Source organism: Sphingomonas sp. NPDC092440 (assembly GCF_044754985.1).
GTDB lineage: Bacteria > Pseudomonadota > Alphaproteobacteria > Sphingomonadales > Sphingomonadaceae > Sphingomonas.
Window position 1 is genome coordinate 13,506 of sequence record NZ_JBIVQA010000014.1, and the last position, 18,492, is coordinate 31,997.

Sequence of the window (18,492 nt, forward strand, 5' to 3'; positions counted from 1 at the left end):
TCGGCTCGTGCAGCGGTTACGCGAACGCGCGATGAGCAGCCAGCCTGAATTCGGTCAACAGCTCCCCGAGCCCGGCGTTCCGGTGATCCGCAACGTCAACTGGGGAGGTTTGCGCACCCTCTATATCAAGGAGGTGCGCCGTTTCTTCAAGGTGCAGCTCCAGACGGTATGGGCGCCGGCGGTCACGACCCTGTTGTTTCTGGTGATCTTCACCGTCGCTTTGGGCGGCGGCGGGCGGATGGTGAGCGTCCAGCATCGCGAGATTCACTTCGCCGAATTCATCGCGCCCGGCCTGATCGTGATGGGCATGCTGCAGAACGCCTTCGCCAATGCCAGCTTCTCGCTGCTCGTCGGCAAGATCCAGGGCACGATCGTCGATTATCTGATGCCCCCGCTCTCGACCACCGAGATGCTCGCGGCCTTGTGCGGCGGGGCAGTGACGCGCGCCTTCTGCGTCGGCGGCACGGTGTGGCTGGCCATGGCGATCTGGGGCGTGAACCTGTGGCCGCAGCATCTCTGGGCGGTGCTGTGGTTCGGCTTTCTCGGCTCGCTGTTCCTCGCGCTGATGGGCGTGCTGACCTCGATCTGGGCGGAAAAGTTCGATCACGCCGCGGCGGTGACCAATTTCGTGGTGGCGCCGCTGGCCCTGCTCTCGGGCACCTTCTACTCGGTCGAGCGGCTCGCCCCCACCTTTCAGGCGATCAGCCACGCCAACCCGTTCTTCTATATCATCTCCGGCTTCCGCTACGGCTTCATCGGCGTCGCCGATTCGCCGATCCTGGTCGGCAGCCTGGTGATCCTGGGCCTCGACGTGCTGCTGGGCTTCGTCTGCTACGCGCTGCTGCGCCGCGGGTGGAAGATCAAGAACTGACGCTTTCGGCGCTGTCCCTTTCCATCGTCATCCCCGCGAAGGCGGGGATCCAGAGCCGAGAGCGATGCGCGAAGTAACCCTGGATTCCCGCCTTTGCGAGGATGACGGAGAGGGCCGATAACGCCCCGGCATGCCCCGCGCCGAAACGATTATTGACGCCTCCCGGCCACCGCACGTAAACACCCGCCTCGGGCGGTCCCGACAGGCCGCCCTTTGTCGTTTCTGGAGTCTCGTTTCCGAGCTTTTCACGAAGGAGGTACGTTCCCATGGCCATCACCCCGCTCATGCCCGTCTATCCGCGGTGCGCTGTGCGGCCGGTGCGAGGCGAGGGCGTGTATCTCTATGGCGAGCGCGGCGAGCAGTATCTGGACTTCGCCGCCGGCATCGCGGTCAACGCGCTTGGCCATGGCCATCCCCATCTGACCAAGGCGCTGCAGGACCAGGTCGCCACGCTGATGCACGTGTCGAACCTCTACGGCTCCCCCCAGGGCGAGGCGCTGGCCCAGCGGATCGTCGACAACAGCTTCGCCGACACGGTGTTCTTCACGAACAGCGGCGTCGAGGCGATCGAGTGCGCGATCAAGACCGCGCGCCGCTATCATTACGTCAACGGCAACCCGCAGCGCCACAAGCTGATCACCTTCAAGAACGCTTTCCACGGCCGTTCGATCGGCGCGATCTCGGCGACCGACCAGCCCAAGATGCGCGACGGCTTCGAGCCGCTGCTGCCGGGCTTCGACTATGTGAAGTTCAACGATCTGGAGGGTGCGCTCGCCAAGATCGACGGCGAGACCGCCGGCTTCCTGGTCGAGACGGTGCAGGGCGAGGGCGGCATGACCGCGGGCACCCCGGAGTTCATCCAGGGCCTGCGCAAGGCGTGCGACGAGCATGGCCTGCTGCTCATCCTCGACGAGATCCAGTGCGGCTATGGCCGCACCGGCAAGATGTGGGCCTATGAGCATTACGGCATCACTCCCGACATCCTGACCGCGGCCAAGGGCATCGGCGGCGGCTTTCCGCTCGGCGCCTGCCTCGCCACCGAGGAAGCGGCCAAGGGCATGGTGATCGGCACCCACGGCTCCACCTATGGCGGCAACCCGCTCGCCATGGCGGCCGGCCAGGCGGTACTCGACGTGATGCTCGAGCCCGATTTCCTGCCGCATGTCGAGAAGATGGGCGAGCGCCTGCGCCAGGCCTTCGAGCAGATGATCCCGAACCATGATCACCTGTTCGAGGAGATTCGCGGCAAGGGCCTGATGCTCGGCATCAAGATGAAGGACAGTGTGGTCAGCCGCGATTTCGTGGCGCATCTGCGCGACAATCACGGGCTGCTGACCGTGGCCGCGGGCGAGAACGTGTTCCGTGTGCTGCCGCCGCTGGTGATCAACGAGGATCACATCGCCGAGTGCATCGAGCGCCTGAGCGAAGGCGCGCGCAGCTTCGGGGCGCCGAGTGCGGCCTGATGAACAATTCCTCCCCGAGCTTGTCTCGGGGAGGGGGGCCATGCGCAGCATGGTGGAGGGTCGCCGCGCAGCGGCGTGGATGCGGAGCGGTCTCCAGCGCCTTCGGCGCGGCCCCTCCACCACCGGCCTGCGGCCGGCGGTCCCCCTCCCCCAGGCGAGCTGGGGGAGGAATTAGAGATGACCCGCCATTTCCTTGATCTCACCGACGCCGGCACCGCCGGCATCCAGGCGATGCTCGACGACGCGATCGCCCGCAAGCAGGCTCGCGCCGGCTGGCCCAAGGGCAAGGTGGATGCCGACGCCCCGCTTGCCGGCCGCGTGCTGGCGATGGTGTTCGAGAAGAACTCGACCCGGACCCGCGTCTCGTTCGACATGGCGATCCGCCAGCTCGGCGGCACTTCGATCGTGATGGATGCGGGCTCGATGCAGCTCGGCCGCGGCGAGAGCATCGCCGACACCGCGCGCATCCTGTCGGGCTATGTCGACGCGATCATGATCCGCACCGACGATCACCAGAAGGTGGTCGACATGGCGAAATACGCCAGCGTGCCGGTGATCAACGGCCTCACCGACGCTTCGCATCCCTGCCAGATCATGGCGGACATGGAGACGATCCTCGAGGCGGGCTTCGCGCTGCCGGGGCTCAGGGTCGCCTGGCTGGGCGACGGCAACAACGTCCTCGCCTCGATCATGGAGGCCGGCGGGCTGATGGGCTTCGACGTGGTCGCGGCCTGCCCCCAGGGCTATCAGCCGAGCGACGCGGACGTCGCCCGCGGCAAGGGCCGTGCCAGGGTGGTCGGCACGCCGCGGGAAGCGGCGGAAGGCGCCGACATCATCGTCACCGATACCTGGATCTCGATGGGCCAGGCCCATGCCGAGACCAAGCTCGCCGCGATGATGCCTTTCCAGGTGACCGAGGCGCTGATGGCCTCGGCCAAGCCGGGCGCGAAGTTCCTCCACTGCCTGCCCGCGCACCGCGGCGAGGAAGTGGTCGATGCCGTGATCGACGGACCCCAGTCGCTGATCTGGCAGGAGGCGGAGAACCGTCTCCATGCGCAGAAGGCGGTGCTGAGGTGGTGCTTCGGGCAGATCTAGGAGGCTGGCATGCCGATCGCACTTGTCGCCATCGCGGAAATAGCGTTGGCAATGATAGCGGCGATCTGGCTGACGGTGCGGCAGGGCATCGACGAACCCGTCGTCTGCGCGCTGGTGGTGCTCGGGCTCGCGGTCCTGAACGCATGTGGCATTTTGCGTTTCGCGACACATGCGGGGCGGAGGCGACTGCTTGCCGGACTCTGGCTGATTGCGATCGGCGGCCTGTCCTTGTCCGCGATCGGCAGCAATGGCCTATGGTCCGATTGGGTGATTCCGCCCGCAACCAGCTGGGTCGAGATTCTTGCGCCGCTCGATCAGCTTGTTCGGATAGCCGAGGTGCTGGTTTCGGTCGCGGCGCTTTGCCTTCTGGCCGGCTGGGGCTTGGTGTTTGCCGATTGCTGGAAGCGCCGGCGGCGGGCCTGAGTTGCTTCGGGCGCACGGCTCCCTACATTCCGCAAGACCCCATACATAGATGCCACCCAAGGCATGACCCGGCCTGTGCCGGGGCAGCGAGGATTTCGACGTGACCAACACCGCCCCCTCCACCGATCTCGATCGCGTGATCGGCTTCACCATTCCCGGCCGCCACACTCGTGGCCGCGTTGCGCGGCTGGGGCCGGTGCTCGACGAGATTCTGTCGGCGCACGCCTATCCCGAGCAGATCGAGCGGCTGCTGGCCGAGGCGCTGACGCTCACTGCCCTGCTCGGATCCACGCTCAAGCAGGCCGAGGGGCAGATGACGCTCCAGGCGCAGACCCAGGGCGGCATCGTCAGCCTGCTGGTGTGCGACTACAAGAATGGCGAGCTGCGCGGCTATGTGCAGTTCGATGCCCTGCGCCTGTCGCAGCTCGGCAAGAATCCGTCGCTGTTCGCGCTGTTCCACAAGGGCCATCTGGCGATCACCTTCGACCAGGCGACCACCAAGGAGCGTTACCAGGGCATCGTGCCGCTCGACGGCGGCTCGCTGGCCGAGGCGGCGCAGAGCTATTTCCTTCAGTCGGAACAGATCCCCAGCCTGGTGCGGCTGGGCGCGCGGCGCGACCGGGAAACCGGCAAGTGGATCGGCGGCGGCCTGTTCCTCCAGCATCTGCCGGAGGGCGAGGCAGGGCGCGAGCGGTTGCACGTGCGGCTCGATCATCCCGAGTGGCAGCATGTCGAGGCGCTGGGCTCGACCATGGGCGTCGACGAGCTGGCCGATGGGGCGATCCCGCTCGAATCGCTCGTCTGGCGGCTGTTCAACGAGGAGGAAGAGGTGCGCGTCCTCAGCGGCGCGGATCTTTCGCGCGGCTGCCGGTGCGACCCCGGATACATCACCGAGGTGCTCGCCAAGTTCCCGGAAGAGGAGCGGGCGGCGATGGCGGACGAGGCCGGGGTGATCGCCGTCGACTGTGCCTTCTGCTCGAAGAAGTTCCCGGTGAAGCTCGCCGATTTCGTTCCGCCGCCGTTGTAATCCGGCGCGATCGCCCCATATCGGGCGCAAAGGGCGTGGGCTCTCGGGTCCGCGACGGGAGGACGTTGCGCATGTTGTTCAAGCGTCTGGTGTGCGTGGCAGTTGCCGGCGCATCACTGTTTATCGTGGGCGATGGGCCGGCTTCGGCCCATCGTTCCTCCAGCCAGGCAGTGCTCTCGCAGATCGAGCGCGGTCAATGGCTGCTCAAGGAGCGGCGCGGCGGCGAGCGCAAGATTTGCTTCGCGGGGCCGAATAGCTTCATCCAGCTCGCCCATGGCGCTACGCCGTGCGAGCAGTTCGTGGTCGCGCAGGACCAGCGCGCGGCGACGGTGCGCTACACTTGCACCGGGCATGGCCAGGGCCGCACCACGATCACCGTGGAGACGCCGCGACTGGTGCGGATCGAGACCCAGGGCGTGCTCGACGGTTCGCCGTTCGAGCAGGAATATGAGGCGCGCCGCGCCGGCGCCTGCGGCTGAACGGGACTTAACTCTTATTTCATTGCTGCCGGGCTAACTTGCTCCTCGCTCCTCGTGAGCACTTTCCTCTCTGGCATGGGTTATCCCAAGAAACTGGGCCGCTCACGGGCGGCCCATTTTGCGCCCGCCGCGCGTTTTGCCTCGCGGCGAAATCCGGAGTAGGGCGCGGCGATGACAGACAGCGTTGCAATCGTACTGGTTTCCGGCGGACTCGATTCGATGATCTCGGCCGCGCTCGCGCGCGAGGCGGGTTATCGGCTGATGGCGCTCTCGTTCGACTATAGCCAGCGTCACCATATCGAGCTGGCCGCCGCCCGCCGGGTCGCCGCGACCCTGGGCGCCGAACGCCATATCGTGATGCCGATGGACCTGCGCGCGTTCGGCGGATCGGCGCTCACTGCCGATATCGACGTGCCCAAGCAAGGCGTGGGGGACGACATTCCCGTCACCTATGTGCCGGCGCGCAACACCATCTTCCTCAGCCTCGCGCTCGGCTGGGCCGAGGCTTCGGGCGCGCGCGACATCTATATCGGCGTCAATGCGCTCGATTATTCGGGCTATCCGGATTGCCGCCCGGAGTTCATCGAAGGCTTCGAGAAGCTTGCCGAGCTGGCGACCAAGGCCGGCGTGGAAGGCACGCCCTTCCGCATTCGCGCGCCGCTCCAGCACATGACCAAGGCGGACATCGTGCGCGAGGGCGCGCGGCTCGGGCTCGACATGGGCCTGAGCTGGTCGTGCTACGATCCGGCGCCGGGCGGGCTGCATTGCGGCCTGTGCGACAGCTGCCGGCTACGTGCGAAGGGCTTCGAGGAAGCCGGCATCCCCGACCCGACGCAGTACGCGACCCATCCATAGGGCTTCTGGGCAATGACCTACAGCGTCAAGGAAATGTTCCTCACGCTCCAGGGTGAGGGCGTGAATGCCGGCGCGCGCGCGGTGTTCGTGCGCTTCGCCGGGTGTAATCTGTGGACCGGCCGCGAGCAGGACCGGGCCGGTGCGATCTGCCGGTTCTGCGACACCGATTTCGTCGGCACCGACGGGCTGGGCGGCGGCAAGTTCGCCGATGCAGCGGCGCTGGCCGATGCAGTGACCGGGTATTGGGGCGAGGGCGCCGAGGCGCGCTTCGTGGTGCTCACCGGCGGCGAGCCCATGCTGCAGGTGGACGATGCGCTGGTCGATGCGCTCCACGGCCGCGGTTTCCGTATCGCGATCGAGAGCAACGGTACCTTGCCGGTACATCCGGGGATCGACTGGGTGTGCATCAGCCCCAAGGCGGGGAGCGAGGTCGTCCAGCGTGCCGGCGACGAGCTCAAGCTGGTCTGGCCGCAGCCCGGCACCGATGTCGACACGCTCGAGGGCTGGGACTTTGCCAATTTCCTGGTCCAGCCGATGGACAGCGCGGAAGCGGCGGACAATCTGCGGGCCGCGATCGCCTTCGCGATGGCGCGGCCCCGATGGCGCCTGACCTTGCAGACGCACAAGATGCTGGGATTGCGGTAAAATCGTCATCCCGCGAACGCCGGGATCTCGTGCGCCTCCTTCCCCGCACCATCGCCTGAGATCCCGGCGTTCGCCGGGATGGCGGGAGGGCGCGGGGAGGCTGGTCAGTCGATCAATCGATCAGCAGCGGGCCGCACTTCTTGACCTGATACTGGCCCTTCTTCCAGCACTTGTCGTTGCCGAAGGGCGGCATCTTCACGCCGTACATGCCGGTGACGATATAGCCCGACGGACGATATTGCTCGCCCCAGGGACCCAGGCTGGCGCGGAGTTCCTTCATCCGGTCCTGCGCCAACTCGCCGAACTGGCCCGGCTTCACGAACACCGCATCATGGCCGATTGCGGCGGCCGTCTGGCAGAAAGAAAGCTGCCCCTGAACAGTCGAGAATCCCGAGTAGATGCGGGTGCCGTACTTGTCGAGCTCTAGCTGGCCCTGCTTCTTGTTCTTGTATGCTCGTTCAAAATATTTCTCGAGCGTAGCGTAGGAATCACGCAGTTCGATCGCGTGGTCCTTGATCAGCGAATTGTAATTGTCGACCGACAACAGCGTCGGCTCGAACTGGCACTGGAGCGCCGCGACGTTGAGCGCGGCACGCAGGTTCCAGGCGAGCGCGGCGCGTAGCTCCGCGGCGGTGGCACCCGGCAGCGCCGGGCCCGTCATGCCGGGCTCCGCCCCGGTGACCCGCCCGCTCTCGAGATTGGCGGGCTTGAGGAAGAATTGCGCCGAAGCCGGCGCGGATACGAACAGGCCGATCCCCCCGGCCAGCATAAGTGCGATACGCGATGCGAGCATGCTGCCCTCGAAAACTACCAGTTGACCCCGTGGGCAGGGGTTACGGTGTTCCGAGTCCGGGTTGAAGCCCCTTTTTACCATCCGGGCCGTGCCATACCGGCATTTCATCGCAAATCCGGAAACGAAAAAGGCCGCCCGGTCGCCCGGACGGCCCTTTCTTCAAACACCCTACCGGGCGCGCGATCAGTGCGCGTTGGTGGTGTTGGTCTCGACGGTGGTGGTGTTCTCGACCACGGCGCCGTTCTCGGTGGCGGCGGCGTCGATGTTGGTCACCATGGTGTCGGTGGTCACGTTCTCGGTCGGAACGACTTCGGTGGTGTTGGTCACGTTGGTCGACTCGTTGCTGGTGCACGCCGAGGCCAGGAGGGCCGCGCCGGCGATCATCGAACCTGCAACGATCTTCGAAATGACTGCACGCATGTAGAAAGCTCCCTAGATAATGGATCTGGATTACGGTTACGCCGTTTAATACCCAAACCGGAGTGGACATTAGACGGTTCGGGCAAACCCCTCAAGACTCGATTTGACCTGCGCTCAGGAGAGAGCGTCCAAAAATGGCAAAAATGTGGCCTGGAGCGCCGAATCGAATTGCCGGGATGTTACCGGCTTGCCGAGGGCGGCGGCGCTGGTGACGGGGAATTCGGCGATGCCGCAGGGGACGATGCCGTTGAAATCGCCCAGGTTCGGCGAGAGGTTCACTGCGAAGCCGTGCATGGTCACCCATTGCCGGATGCGCACGCCGATCGCGCCGATCTTCGCTTCCCGGCCCGCCTGGTCGAGCGTCCAGATGCCGATGCGCCCCTCGGCGCGGAACGCCTCGATCCCCAGTTCGGCCAGCGCGGCGATCACCCAGCCCTCCACGGCATGGACATAGCCGCGCACGTCGCGCTTCCGCCGGCGGAGGTCGAGCATCAGATAGCCGATGCGCTGGCCGGGCCCGTGATAGGTGTAGCGCCCGCCGCGCCCGGTGCGGAACACGGGAAAGCGCGGGTCGATCAGCTCGCCCGCGTCGGTGGCGCTGGTGCCGGCGGTGTAGACGCTCGGATGCTCGAGCAGCCAGATGCGTTCGGGCGCGGTGCCGGCGGTCAGCGCGGCGACGTGCGCCTCCATCTCGGCCAGCGCGGCGCCATATTCGATCGGCTCCGGGGCGACCCGCCATTCGATATCCTGGTTCATCGCCATGCGAATTGCGCATCCGAAAGCGATTGCGCAAGCATTGGCAACATAATGCGCGCCCGCTAACACCGGATGGAGGGAGGACATCGGGCGCATGGCGAAGATGGGCACCGTCTGGGATCGGACGGCGGAGTTTCTGAGCGACAATCTGGGCGCGATCCTGCCCGTGGCGCTGCTCGCCTTCTTCGTGCCGGCATCGATCGAAGGCAGCTTCCAGGCGGCCAAGACCGGGGGCAGTCCGGAGCTGGTGCTGTCACTCTACCTCGTCCAGCTCGCCTTCGGCATTCTCTCGCTCTGGGGTTCGCTCACCATCTCGGCGATGGCGCTCGACATGGCGAGCGCGCGCAGCGCCGGAGTGATCGGGCGCGACCGCCTGCTGCCGGCGCTCGCGGTCTCGGTGCTGCTGTTCGCGGTGATGTTCCTGCTGGTGCTGCCGGTCCCGCTGGCACTGCAGCTGAACGGGTACGACCTGATGGAGATCGCGCGCGGCACCAATGTCGGGCTCGGCCCGCAGATTGCCGGTGGGATCGCGCTCTACGGGCTGGCGCTGCTCGGGCTGCTGCTGTGGATCGGCGCGCGGCTGCTGATCACCAACGCGGTGATCGTGCGCGAGAAGCGGATGTTCTCCGCGCTGCGCCAGTCATGGAAGCTCACCCGCGGCATGACCTGGCGGATCATCGGGGTGATCCTGCTCTTCGCGCTGGTCTCCTGGGTCTCGATCCTCGCCGCCAACATGGTGTTCGGCAGCATCTTCGCGCTCGTCACCGGCGGCCCGGCCGAAGGGATCACGCTGGCTGGGGTGCTCACTTCGATCGTCGTCGCCGCGGTGCAGACCGGCTTCACCGTGCTGGTGCCCGCCTTCACCGCCAAGCTCTATCTGGCCCTCGCGGCCGATGCCGGGCTGCGCGAAGGCGCGTTCCGGGCATGAGCCTCACCAGCCGCGGCATCCTCGCCGATGCCGTCACTCTCTGGCGCGCGGAGCGCGAGCTGCTCGTGGCGCTGGCGGGCATGTTCTTCGTGGTGCCGATGCTGGGCGCGGCGCTGCTGCTCGCGGGGCTCGATCTGCCGGCGACCGAGGACCCGGAAAAGCTGCGCACGGCACTGACGGCCTTCTACACCGCCAATCTGCCGGCGATCCTGGCGATCAACATCGCCATCGATTTCGGCGGCTTCGCGATATTCAACCTCTATCTCCAGGGCGGCGGGCGCACGCTGGGCGAAGTGCTGCTGATCACGCTGCGGCGCTTCCCCGCCTTCTTCGTGCTCAACCTGATCGCCGGGCTGTTCTTCTCCTTCGGCCTGTCGCTGTTCGTGATCCCCGGCCTGTTCGTGGTGGCGCGAACCTGGCTGGCGGGGCCCGCCCTGGCCGCCGATCCGGCCGCGGGGGTGCTCGGCGCCTTTCGCGAAGGGTGGCGGCGCAGTGCCGGCCTCACCGGCTTCGCGCTGCTCGGCCTGGCATCGATGGTCCTGTTCCTGGCGTTCGGGCTCGTGATCGTCACCGGCGGCATCCTGGGAACGATCGCCGCGCTCATCGGCGGCGCGCAGGCCGTGGCGCCGGTCTCCTATCTCGTCACTGCGCTGCTCGGGGGTGCCGCCTGGGCCGCGCTCGCGCTGATCCGCGTCGCCGCCTATCGGCTGGCGGGCGCACCCAGGCAGGGGATCTGAGGCGCCGCGCCGGGCGCCAGCACACCCGCCAGCCGCGGATCCGCGAATGTCTCCACCGTGCGCCGATAGGGCACGAAGCCATGCTTGCGGTAGAAGCCGAGCGCCCCCGGATGGTCGAGCGTGCAGGTGTGCACCCAGACGCGCGTCACCTCCGGCGTCCAGGCGAGCATCAGCGCCTGCGCCATCAGCCAGCCGCCATGTCCCTTGCCCGCCAGCTCGGGCACCAGCCCGACAAAGCCCAGCTCGCACGTCGCCTCGGCGCGGAAATCGAGCTCGAGCATGCCGACCTCGATCCCCGCGCGATCGACCACCGCGAAGACATGGACCCGGGGATCGTGGATGATGGTGGTGAGGCGCGCCTCGTCCATCACCAGCCGCGAGAACCATAGCCAGGGTTCGCCGACCCGCCGGAACAGCGCGCGATACTTGGCCGGATCGGGCAGGGTCCAGCGCACCAGCCGCAGCGGCGAATCGGGCACGGGCCGGGGCCGCGGGCGCGCCAGCATCTCGAGCGCAGTGACGACGGTGGCGACCTGGTCGTCGGCGACCGGGATCAGGCCCATGCTCAGCTCCACGCCGCCATCGGGGGCAGGCTCATCAGGATCGCGTCGATATTGCCGCCGGTCTTGAGCCCGAACAGGGTGCCCCGGTCGTAGATCAGGTTGAACTCGGCATAGCGGCCGCGCCATTCGAGCTGCTGCTGGCGTTCGGCCTCGCCGAAGGGCAGCCCCATCCGCCGCCGCACGATACGGGGATAGACGTCGAGGAACGCGCGGCCGACATCCTGGGTGAAGGCGAAGTCCGCCGCCCAGTCCCGCTCCAGATGGTCGTAGAAGATCCCGCCCACGCCGCGATGCACCTTGCGGTGGGGGATGTAGAAATATTCGTCCGCCCATTTCCTGAAGCGCGGATAATGTTCCGGGTCGTGCGCGTCGCAAGCGGCCTGGAGCGCCGCGTGGAACGCTTCGGTGTCCTCCGCATAGGGGATGGGCGGGTTCAGGTCCGCCCCGCCGCCGAACCAGCGCTTGGTAGTGGCGAGGAAGCGTGTGTTCATGTGCACCGCGGGCACATGCGGATTGGCCATGTGCGCGACCAGGCTGATGCCGGTGGCGAAGAATTTGGGATCCTCACCCGCGCCGTGGATCGTCTTGGCGAACTCGCCCTCGAAGGTGCCGCCGACGGTGGAGACGTTGACGCCCACCTTCTCGAACACCTTGCCCTTCATCACGCCGCGCACGCCCCCCCCGCCGGGCTCGCCCGAGGGATCGGTGCGGTCCCAGGCGACATATTCGAAGCGCGCGTCCGATCCGGCCTCTGCCTCGATCGCCTCGAACTCGGCGCAGATCGCGTCGCGCAGGCTCTCGAACCAGGTGCGGGCAGCCTGTTGCTGTTCGTCGAGCTCGATCATTCCGGAAATCCTTTGGTCTGGCGGAGCGCCTCGGCAAGCCCGATGCCCGCCGATACCGCGAGGTTCAGGGAGCGCAGCCCGGCGCGCAGCGGTATGCGCACGATCAAATCCGCACGCGCATGCACGAAATCGGGGGCGCCGCGGCTCTCGGAGCCGAACAACAGGGTGTCGCCGGCCTGGAACGTTGCTTCGTCGAGCCGGATCGATCCCCTGGTGCTGAACAGCACCACGCGGCCGGCGAGCTTGCCGGCGAACGCATCGAAATCCGCGTGGCGCGCGACTTCGGCGATTTCGCCATAGTCCATCGCGGCGCGGCGGCGGGCGGCATCGTTCCAGGCGAATCCCATCGGCTCGATGAGATCCACGGGCGCGCCGAAACAGGCGCCGAGGCGCAGCACGGCACCCACATTGCCGGCAATATCGGGCTCGAACAGGGCTAGTCGCATGGCGCTGCTCCTAGCGTCCCCCCGCCCGGCGCAGCAAGTCGTTCAAAATCCCTGTTGCGGAAGCGCTTGGGCGCCGTCTATCAGGCCAGCTGGCTTAACCGGGAGACACCGGTAGGCCGCGAGGGGGGCCTTAGCGCCCGTGTCTGCGTCACGTCCTACCCGCGCGTTCGCCGCGGCAAGTTCGAAGTGCAAGGGGTAAACATGGCAATTGAAGGCGATCTCGCCGGTCTCGAAAATCCCCGCCGCCGCGATTATCTGCAATATGCCGCCGTTTCGGTGGCGGCTGTGGGCGCGGGCGTCGTGGTGCTTCCGCTGGTCAATTCGATGAACCCGTCGGCCGACGTGCTCGCGCTGTCCACCACCGAGGTGGACGTGTCGAAGATCGAGCCGGGGCAGGCGATCAAGACGAGCTTCCGCAAGCAGCCGCTGTTCGTGCGCAACCTGACGCCGAAGGAAATCGCCGAGGCGGACGCGGTGCCGGTCTCCAGCCTGCGCGATCCGCAGACGCTCGAGCAGCGGACGGCGAAGGGCCACACCAACTGGCTGATCACGCTGGGCGTCTGCACCCATCTCGGCTGCGTGCCGCTGGGCGCGGGCGAGGGCGAGAATCGCGGGCCGTTCGGCGGCTATTTCTGCCCCTGCCACGGCTCGGCCTATGACACGGCCGGCCGCATCCGCCAGGGGCCGGCGCCGAAGAACCTCGAGGTTCCGAAATATAGTTTCACGTCCGACACCGTCGTCGTGGTTGGGTGAGGATTACAGCGCGATGAGCTTTCCCTGGGCCAAGCATTATGAGCCGAAGCACCCGCTGATGCAGTGGGTGGACCAGCGCCTTCCGCTGCCGCGCTTCGTCTACAACGCCGTCGGCGCCGGCTATCCGGTGCCCCGCAACCTCAACTACTGGTGGAACTTCGGCGTGCTCGCCGGGGTGGCGCTGGTCTGCCAGTTGATCACCGGCATCGTGCTGGCGATGCACTTCCATTCGTCCGCCGCGGGCGCCTTCGAATCGGTGAATGTCGGCATCATGCGCGACGTGAACGCGGGCTGGTTCCTGCGCTTCGCCCACGCCAACGGCGCCTCGATGTTCTTCGTGGTGATCTACATCCACATGTTCCGCGGCCTCTATTACGGGTCGTACAAGGCGCCGCGCGAAATGGTGTGGCTGCTGGGCGTGGTCATCTTCCTGCTGCTGATGGCCACTGCCTTCATGGGCTATGTCCTTCCCTGGGGCCAGATGAGCTTCTGGGGCGCGCAGGTGATCACCGGCTTCTTCTCGGCGATTCCCGTGGTCGGCGACTGGGTGCGCATCTGGCTGCTCGGCGGCTATGCGCCGGACGATGCGGCGCTGAACCGCTTCTTCTCGCTCCACTATCTCCTGCCGTTCGTGATCGCGGGCGCCGTGATCCTCCATATCTGGGCGCTGCACATCCCGGGCTCGTCGAACCCGACGGGCGTCGAGGTGAAGGGCGAGCAGGATACCGTGCCGTTCCACCCATACTACACGGCGAAGGACGGGCTGGGCGTGGTGGTCTTCCTGATCGCCTTCTCGGCGCTGATCTTCTTCGCGCCGGACCTGCTGGGCCATCCGGACAATTACATCCCGGCCAACCCGCTCTCCACCCCGGCGCACATCGTCCCGGAATGGTATTTCTGGCCGTTCTACGCGATCCTGCGTGCCTTCACCGCGGACTTCATCCTGCCGGCGAAGCTGTGGGGCGTGCTGGCGATGTTCGGCTCGATCCTGCTCCTGTTCTTCCTGCCCTGGCTGGACAAGTCGCCGGTGCGCTCGGGCAGCTATCGTCCGATGTACAAGATCGCCTTCTGGGTGCTCGTGGCGGACGTGCTGGTGCTCGGCTATTGCGGCGGCTCGCCGGCCGAGCCGCTCTACGTGATCGTCAGCCAGATCGCGGCGGCCTATTATTTCGCGCATTTCCTGATCGTCGTGCCGATCATCTCGCACCTGGAAACGCCGAAGCCGCTGCCGGGCTCGATCACCGAGGCCGTGCTGGCCAAGACCGGCGCGTAAGGGGGACTGGGAACAATGACTTCGCTGTTCATCAAATCGATCAAGTTCCTGGTCGGCGGTGCTTTCATCCTCGTGCTGGCGATCGCGCTGTTCGGCTCGGTCAAGGGCGTGATCTACGAGCCGCCTGCGGAAACCGCCGAGCACATGATGCACAAGCATCCGGAGCCGCTGAAGCTCGCCTCGGACGGGCTGCTCGGCAAGTTCGACCGGCGGCAGCTGCAGCGCGGCTTCCTGGTCTACAAGGACGTCTGCTCGACCTGCCACTCGCTCAACCTGGTCTCGTTCCGCAATCTGAAGGACCTCGGCTACACCGATGCCGAGGTGAAGAAGATCGCCAAGGACTGGGGCACCAAGCAGCCGGTGTTCGACGAGAAGGGCGGCACCTGGGGCGAGCGCGACAATGTGCCGTCGGATCGTTTCCCCAAGGTCTATTATGCCGGCACCGGCACGCCGCCGGACCTCAGCCTGATCACCAAGGCGCGGCATAACGGGGCGGCCTATGTCCACTCGCTGCTGACCGGCTATAACGAGAAGCCGTCGGCCGAGGCGCTGAAGCACTTCCCGGAGTTCGCCAAGACGCCGGACGGGATGCACTTCAATCCCTATTTCGCAAATCTCAACATCGCGATGCCGCCGCCGCTCACCCAGGACGGCCAGGTCAATTATTCGGACGGCACCCGCGCGACGATTCCGCAGATGTCGGAAGACGTGGCGGCGTTCCTGGTCTGGACGGCGGAGCCCACGCTCGAGACGCGCCACGCGGCGGGCCTCGCCGTGCTGGGCTTCCTGATCTTCGCGGCGTTCCTGACCTATGGCGCCTATCGCTCGGTATGGGCTGGCGTTAAGCACTGATCCGCTTCGGCGGCAGTACCGGTCGCATCGAATCCCGCCCCGGCACCGCCAGGGCGGGATTCCTGTTTCGAGGGTTTCCATGGCTGAGAATGACGACATCCGGCAGCGCATCCGGACGATTCCCGATTTCCCCAAGCCGGGCATCATGTTCCGCGACATCACCACGCTGCTGCTCGATGCCGAGGGGCTGCGGCTCACCGTCGAGCGGATGGCGGCGGCGGTGGATGGCCCGATCGATCTCGTCGCCGGGATCGAGGCGCGCGGCTTCCTGTTCGGCGCGGCGCTGGCGGTGCGGCTCGGCGCGGGCATGCTGCTGGTCCGCAAGGACGGCAAGCTGCCCGGCGCGACGATCGCCGAGGATTATGCCCTGGAATATGGCACCGACCGGATCGCCATCCATGCCGATGCGCTGGCGCCCGGCGCGCGCGTGCTGCTGGTCGACGACCTGATCGCCACCGGCGGCACCGCCCGCGCCGCGGTGCGCCTGCTGCGCAAGGCCGGCGCCGAAGTCACCCAGGCCTCGTTCGTGGTCGACCTGCCCGAACTGGGCGGCGCGGATGCGCTGCGCGGCGACGGGATCGGGGTCCATGCACTGGTGGCGTTCGACGGGCATTGACCCGTCCGGCGGGCAGGGAACTCTCCGCCCCGTCGGTCATTTAGCTCGCTACGGGGGCGCGCAGGTGCGATCCCGCTTCCGTCCGCGTCTCCCGCCAGGAGACCGGACATGCGCTTAGTCCTCAAATCCATGGTTTTCGCCGCCGGCATCGCCGGTGCGGCCGCGCTCGGCGGCTGCGTCGATGACGGCTATGGCTATGGCGGCCGTGTCGCGGTGGGCTACAATGCCGCCTGGGGCGATCCCTATTGGGGCTGGTATGGCGACTATTATTATCCCGGTACCGGCTATTACGTCTATGACCGCGGCCGGGTCCGCCACCCCTGGACCGATGCGCAGCGCGGCTATTGGGAAGGCCGCCGCACCAACTGGCGCGGCAACCCGCATTGGCGGAACAACTGGCGTGATTTCCGCGGCCCCGGCGGCGGCAGGCGGCGCTGAGCGCAGAGCCTGATTCTAGGGCGCGGTCCAGACCGGATCCGATTTGCCTGGAGACTGGACGCGCATTTCGTCATCCCCGCCTGCGCGGGGATGACGCGGTTTGCTGATTGAGGCGTGATCCTAAGCCGGGCGCCGCCGCATCAGCGCCAGCGCAATGAAGCGCAGCACCGGCTCGCCATGCTGGTTATAGGTAGTCGTCTGCGTCCGCATGCTGCCCATGTCGGGCCGGCTGCGCGAGGGCTTCACTTCGAGGATCTCGCTCTCGCAGCGCAGCACGTCGCCCGGATGGACGGGCTTGAGCCAGCGCAGCTCGTCCACCCCGGCGGCGCCCAGGCTGGCCTGGGGATGCACCGCCATCTCGGCGACGAACATCGACATGGTCATCGCACAGGTGTGCCAGCCGCTCGCCGCCAGCCGGCCGAAATGCGTCTCGGCGGCGGCCTCGTCGGAAAGGTGGAAGGGCTGCGGATCATATTTCCGCGCGAAGTCGAGCACTTCCTCGCGCGTGACTTCGTAACGGCCGAAGCTCCGCTTCGTGCCGGCTTGCATGTCGTCCAGGTAGAGCATGAGATCAGTTTCGGATGAAAACGGAACTTTGGCAAGTCCCGTGCGCGGTTTCCGACGCGCCGCGTGGCGGCCGGGTGGGAGCTCATATTCCCGGTCATCCCCGCATAAGCGGGGATCCAGGGTAGCATGGGGTAGTCAAAGCAATCGCGCTCGGGCTTGCCGGAGACGGCAGAGCGAGCCTCGCGGCGATTCGCCTTGGCCCTGGATCCCCGCTTGCGCGGGGATGACGAAGTTGGCTTCAAGGCCTGCCCGGATTCCCAATCCAGCGCTATCGGGCCAGCACGTCCCGGAACGGCGCGTCGGTGCCGTCCACCCCGGCCTTGGGCGGCAGCCCGATCAGGTCGCGCAGCAGCGGATAGACGTCGACATTGGTGAAGGCCGGCAGCGTCGCCGGGCGGAAGGCGGGGCCGTTGGCGATGAACAGCGCGGTCATGTCCGGCGACTGGTTGTCGAAGCCGTGCGTGCCGCCGGCATCGCCCGGCTTGCCGGGCTTGTCGCCGATCAGCCAGCCGGTCTCCGCCAGGCAGAAGATCGCCGGGATGCGCGGATTGGTGCCGTAATGGAAGCGCGCCGGGATCTCGGCCTTGCGCCAGCATTCATAATGGTCGTGCTTGCCGAGCAGCACCTTCTCCACCTTGGCTTCCTTGCCTGGAGCGGGCGTGAGGCTGAGATAGGGGCCGGTCTCGACCAGGTGATACTCGTCGGGATGGAGCCTGCCCAGGATCGCCAGCGTCCGCTCGCCGCTGGTCGCGGCCATGCCGTGATCGGCGACGATGACGAGGTTGGCGGGCTGGCCCAGCGCGGCGAGCCCGTCGGTCAGCATGCCGATGGTCTTGTCGATATCGGCAACCGCATCGGTGGTGCGCTGGTCGCCCGGGCCATAGGTGTGGCCGGCGGTATCGATGGTGTCGAAATAGAGCGTCACCAGCTTCGGCCGGATCGCCGCCGGCCGGCGCAGCCAGTCGATCACGGCGTTGACGCGCTGTGTGCCGGAGATCACCTGGTTGAACTGCGCCCAGTCGCTCGGCCGGGTGCCGCCGGTGATCGTGTTGGGCCATTTATCGGCCTTCACCCCGCCGACCGCCACGTTCGAGCCGGGCCAGAATTCGGTCGCGGTGCGGATGCCCGCCTTCTCGGCATCCACCCAGATCGGCGCGGCCGCGTTCCACCAGAACGGGTCGTCGCTCATCATGGTGAAGACTTCCTTCGGCCGGCCCGCATCCTCCATCTTGTTGGCGGTGATGCCGTGATGGTCGGGATAGAGGCCGGTCACCAGCGTCCAGTGATTGGGGAAAGTCTTGGACGGGAAGCTGGGATGCATCGGCGCGGTGACGCCGCCCGCGGCGAGGCGCGAGAGGTTGGGCGTCACGCCGCGCTCCAGATAGTCCGGTCGGAAGCCGTCGATCGAGACCAGGATCGTCACGGGCGCGCGTTGCTCGGCGGATGCCGGCGCCACGGCTGGCGCCGGAGCCGGTGCCGGCGGCGGCGCGGCGACGGGCGCGGTGGCACAGGCCTGGAGAATGGCGGCAAGCGCCGCGGCGGCGATCTTCGAATACCAGCGCATGCGCGGCCCCCTGACAGCGAAATGTTGCCGGGGTAAGTCGTTACATGCCGGCGCCCGGCCGGGCAAACCATGCCTGGCCGGGC

24 protein-coding genes are annotated in these 18,492 nt (G+C 66.9%); 15 read left to right on the forward strand and 9 right to left on the reverse strand.

Annotated features, from left to right (window positions below):
• Positions 1-31: 31 nt before the first annotated feature.
• Positions 32-871: an ABC transporter permease gene (locus ACIQCS_RS19560; protein ID WP_345848370.1), complete on the forward strand. Its 840-nt coding sequence runs from the start codon at positions 32-34 to the stop codon at positions 869-871.
• Here ACIQCS_RS19560 and ACIQCS_RS19565 read toward each other — a convergent pair.
• Positions 861-1,157, reverse strand: coding sequence for a hypothetical protein (locus ACIQCS_RS19565; protein ID WP_345848368.1), 297 nt, complete (start codon positions 1,155-1,157; stop codon positions 861-863). The two genes, ACIQCS_RS19560 and ACIQCS_RS19565, sit on opposite strands and share 11 nt — an antisense overlap.
• On the opposite strand from ACIQCS_RS19565, the gene ACIQCS_RS19570 reads away from it, so the two are divergent.
• The 7 genes from ACIQCS_RS19570 to queE all read left to right on the forward strand — a co-directional run bounded on the left by ACIQCS_RS19570 (position 1,138) and on the right by queE (position 6,858).
• Positions 1,138-2,334 carry an aspartate aminotransferase family protein gene (locus ACIQCS_RS19570; protein ID WP_345848367.1) on the forward strand — a complete coding sequence of 399 codons (1,197 nt, stop codon included), beginning with the start codon at positions 1,138-1,140 and terminating at the stop codon, positions 2,332-2,334. The genes ACIQCS_RS19565 and ACIQCS_RS19570 overlap by 20 nt on opposite strands.
• Before the next feature lie 177 nt (positions 2,335-2,511).
• Positions 2,512-3,429: an ornithine carbamoyltransferase gene (argF, locus tag ACIQCS_RS19575; RefSeq protein WP_345848366.1), complete on the forward strand. Its 918-nt coding sequence runs from the start codon at positions 2,512-2,514 to the stop codon at positions 3,427-3,429.
• A gap of 9 nt (positions 3,430-3,438) precedes the next feature.
• Positions 3,439-3,852, forward strand: a complete 414-nt coding sequence (locus ACIQCS_RS19580; RefSeq protein ID WP_345848364.1) for a hypothetical protein — start codon at positions 3,439-3,441, stop codon at positions 3,850-3,852.
• Positions 3,853-3,952: 100 nt separating this feature from the next.
• Positions 3,953-4,879 carry an Hsp33 family molecular chaperone HslO gene (locus ACIQCS_RS19585; RefSeq protein ID WP_345848363.1) on the forward strand — a complete coding sequence of 309 codons (927 nt, stop codon included), beginning with the start codon at positions 3,953-3,955 and terminating at the stop codon, positions 4,877-4,879.
• Between the two features lie 71 nt (positions 4,880-4,950).
• On the forward strand, positions 4,951-5,358 hold the full coding sequence (locus ACIQCS_RS19590) for a hypothetical protein (protein ID WP_345848361.1): 408 nt from the start codon (positions 4,951-4,953) through the stop codon (positions 5,356-5,358).
• Between the two features lie 171 nt (positions 5,359-5,529).
• On the forward strand, positions 5,530-6,213 hold the full coding sequence (queC, locus tag ACIQCS_RS19595) for a 7-cyano-7-deazaguanine synthase QueC (RefSeq protein WP_345848359.1): 684 nt from the start codon (positions 5,530-5,532) through the stop codon (positions 6,211-6,213).
• 12 nt (positions 6,214-6,225) lie between these two features.
• The gene (gene queE / locus ACIQCS_RS19600; RefSeq protein ID WP_345848357.1) at positions 6,226-6,858 is read left to right on the forward strand and encodes a 7-carboxy-7-deazaguanine synthase; all 633 of its coding nucleotides are present in this window, start codon (positions 6,226-6,228) and stop codon (positions 6,856-6,858) included.
• A gap of 112 nt (positions 6,859-6,970) precedes the next feature.
• Here the strand turns inward: queE and ACIQCS_RS19605 are convergent, their stop codons facing one another.
• The 3 genes from ACIQCS_RS19605 to lipB all read right to left on the reverse strand — a co-directional run bounded on the left by ACIQCS_RS19605 (position 6,971) and on the right by lipB (position 8,827).
• Entirely contained in the window at positions 6,971-7,651 is a 681-nt protein-coding gene (locus ACIQCS_RS19605; RefSeq protein WP_345848356.1) for a hypothetical protein, read from the reverse strand.
• Positions 7,652-7,834: 183 nt separating this feature from the next.
• Positions 7,835-8,071, reverse strand: coding sequence for a hypothetical protein (locus ACIQCS_RS19610; protein ID WP_086131019.1), 237 nt, complete (start codon positions 8,069-8,071; stop codon positions 7,835-7,837).
• Between the two features lie 114 nt (positions 8,072-8,185).
• Positions 8,186-8,827, reverse strand: a complete 642-nt coding sequence (gene lipB, locus ACIQCS_RS19615; protein WP_345852000.1) for a lipoyl(octanoyl) transferase LipB — start codon at positions 8,825-8,827, stop codon at positions 8,186-8,188.
• Between the two features lie 94 nt (positions 8,828-8,921).
• On the opposite strand from lipB, the gene ACIQCS_RS19620 reads away from it, so the two are divergent.
• Positions 8,922-9,755 (forward strand): hypothetical protein, encoded by an 834-nt coding sequence (locus ACIQCS_RS19620; protein WP_345848355.1) that lies wholly within the window; start codon positions 8,922-8,924, stop codon positions 9,753-9,755.
• Positions 9,752-10,492 (forward strand): hypothetical protein, encoded by a 741-nt coding sequence (locus ACIQCS_RS19625; RefSeq protein WP_345848353.1) that lies wholly within the window; start codon positions 9,752-9,754, stop codon positions 10,490-10,492. Before ACIQCS_RS19620 ends, ACIQCS_RS19625 begins: the two co-directional genes overlap by 4 nt.
• Here the strand turns inward: ACIQCS_RS19625 and ACIQCS_RS19630 are convergent.
• From ACIQCS_RS19630 to ACIQCS_RS19640, 3 genes are read right to left on the reverse strand one after another with little or no spacing between them, the layout of a single operon-like run.
• Entirely contained in the window at positions 10,456-11,055 is a 600-nt protein-coding gene (locus ACIQCS_RS19630) for a GNAT family N-acetyltransferase (protein WP_345848352.1), read from the reverse strand. The two genes, ACIQCS_RS19625 and ACIQCS_RS19630, sit on opposite strands and share 37 nt — an antisense overlap.
• Positions 11,056-11,057: 2 nt before the next feature.
• On the reverse strand, positions 11,058-11,900 hold the full coding sequence (hemF, locus tag ACIQCS_RS19635) for an oxygen-dependent coproporphyrinogen oxidase (RefSeq protein ID WP_345848351.1): 843 nt from the start codon (positions 11,898-11,900) through the stop codon (positions 11,058-11,060).
• Positions 11,897-12,346 carry a tRNA (cytidine(34)-2'-O)-methyltransferase gene (locus ACIQCS_RS19640; RefSeq protein ID WP_345848350.1) on the reverse strand — a complete coding sequence of 150 codons (450 nt, stop codon included), beginning with the start codon at positions 12,344-12,346 and terminating at the stop codon, positions 11,897-11,899. Before ACIQCS_RS19640 ends, hemF begins: the two co-directional genes overlap by 4 nt.
• A 201-nt stretch (positions 12,347-12,547) precedes the next feature.
• Here ACIQCS_RS19640 and petA point away from each other — a divergent pair, with 201 nt between their 5' ends.
• The 5 genes from petA (at position 12,548) to ACIQCS_RS19665 (ending at position 16,278) form a co-directional block, all read left to right on the forward strand.
• The gene (gene petA / locus ACIQCS_RS19645) at positions 12,548-13,099 is read left to right on the forward strand and encodes a ubiquinol-cytochrome c reductase iron-sulfur subunit (RefSeq protein ID WP_280280677.1); all 552 of its coding nucleotides are present in this window, start codon (positions 12,548-12,550) and stop codon (positions 13,097-13,099) included.
• Between the two features lie 13 nt (positions 13,100-13,112).
• On the forward strand, positions 13,113-14,372 hold the full coding sequence (locus ACIQCS_RS19650; protein WP_280280676.1) for a cytochrome b N-terminal domain-containing protein: 1,260 nt from the start codon (positions 13,113-13,115) through the stop codon (positions 14,370-14,372).
• 15 nt (positions 14,373-14,387) lie between these two features.
• The gene (locus ACIQCS_RS19655) at positions 14,388-15,224 is read left to right on the forward strand and encodes a cytochrome c1 (protein ID WP_280280675.1); all 837 of its coding nucleotides are present in this window, start codon (positions 14,388-14,390) and stop codon (positions 15,222-15,224) included.
• Between the two features lie 79 nt (positions 15,225-15,303).
• A complete protein-coding gene (locus ACIQCS_RS19660) occupies positions 15,304-15,840 on the forward strand; it encodes an adenine phosphoribosyltransferase (protein WP_280280674.1) in 537 nt (178 codons plus the stop codon).
• Positions 15,841-15,948: 108 nt separating this feature from the next.
• Positions 15,949-16,278 carry a hypothetical protein gene (locus tag ACIQCS_RS19665; protein WP_345848344.1) on the forward strand — a complete coding sequence of 110 codons (330 nt, stop codon included), beginning with the start codon at positions 15,949-15,951 and terminating at the stop codon, positions 16,276-16,278.
• Between the two features lie 120 nt (positions 16,279-16,398).
• Here ACIQCS_RS19665 and ACIQCS_RS19670 read toward each other — a convergent pair whose 3' ends face one another.
• Both ACIQCS_RS19670 and ACIQCS_RS19675 read right to left on the reverse strand, forming a co-directional pair.
• The gene (locus ACIQCS_RS19670) at positions 16,399-16,845 is read right to left on the reverse strand and encodes a MaoC family dehydratase (RefSeq protein WP_345848342.1); all 447 of its coding nucleotides are present in this window, start codon (positions 16,843-16,845) and stop codon (positions 16,399-16,401) included.
• A gap of 268 nt (positions 16,846-17,113) precedes the next feature.
• Positions 17,114-18,409: an ectonucleotide pyrophosphatase/phosphodiesterase gene (locus ACIQCS_RS19675; RefSeq protein WP_345848340.1), complete on the reverse strand. Its 1,296-nt coding sequence runs from the start codon at positions 18,407-18,409 to the stop codon at positions 17,114-17,116.
• Positions 18,410-18,492 lie beyond the last annotated feature (83 nt).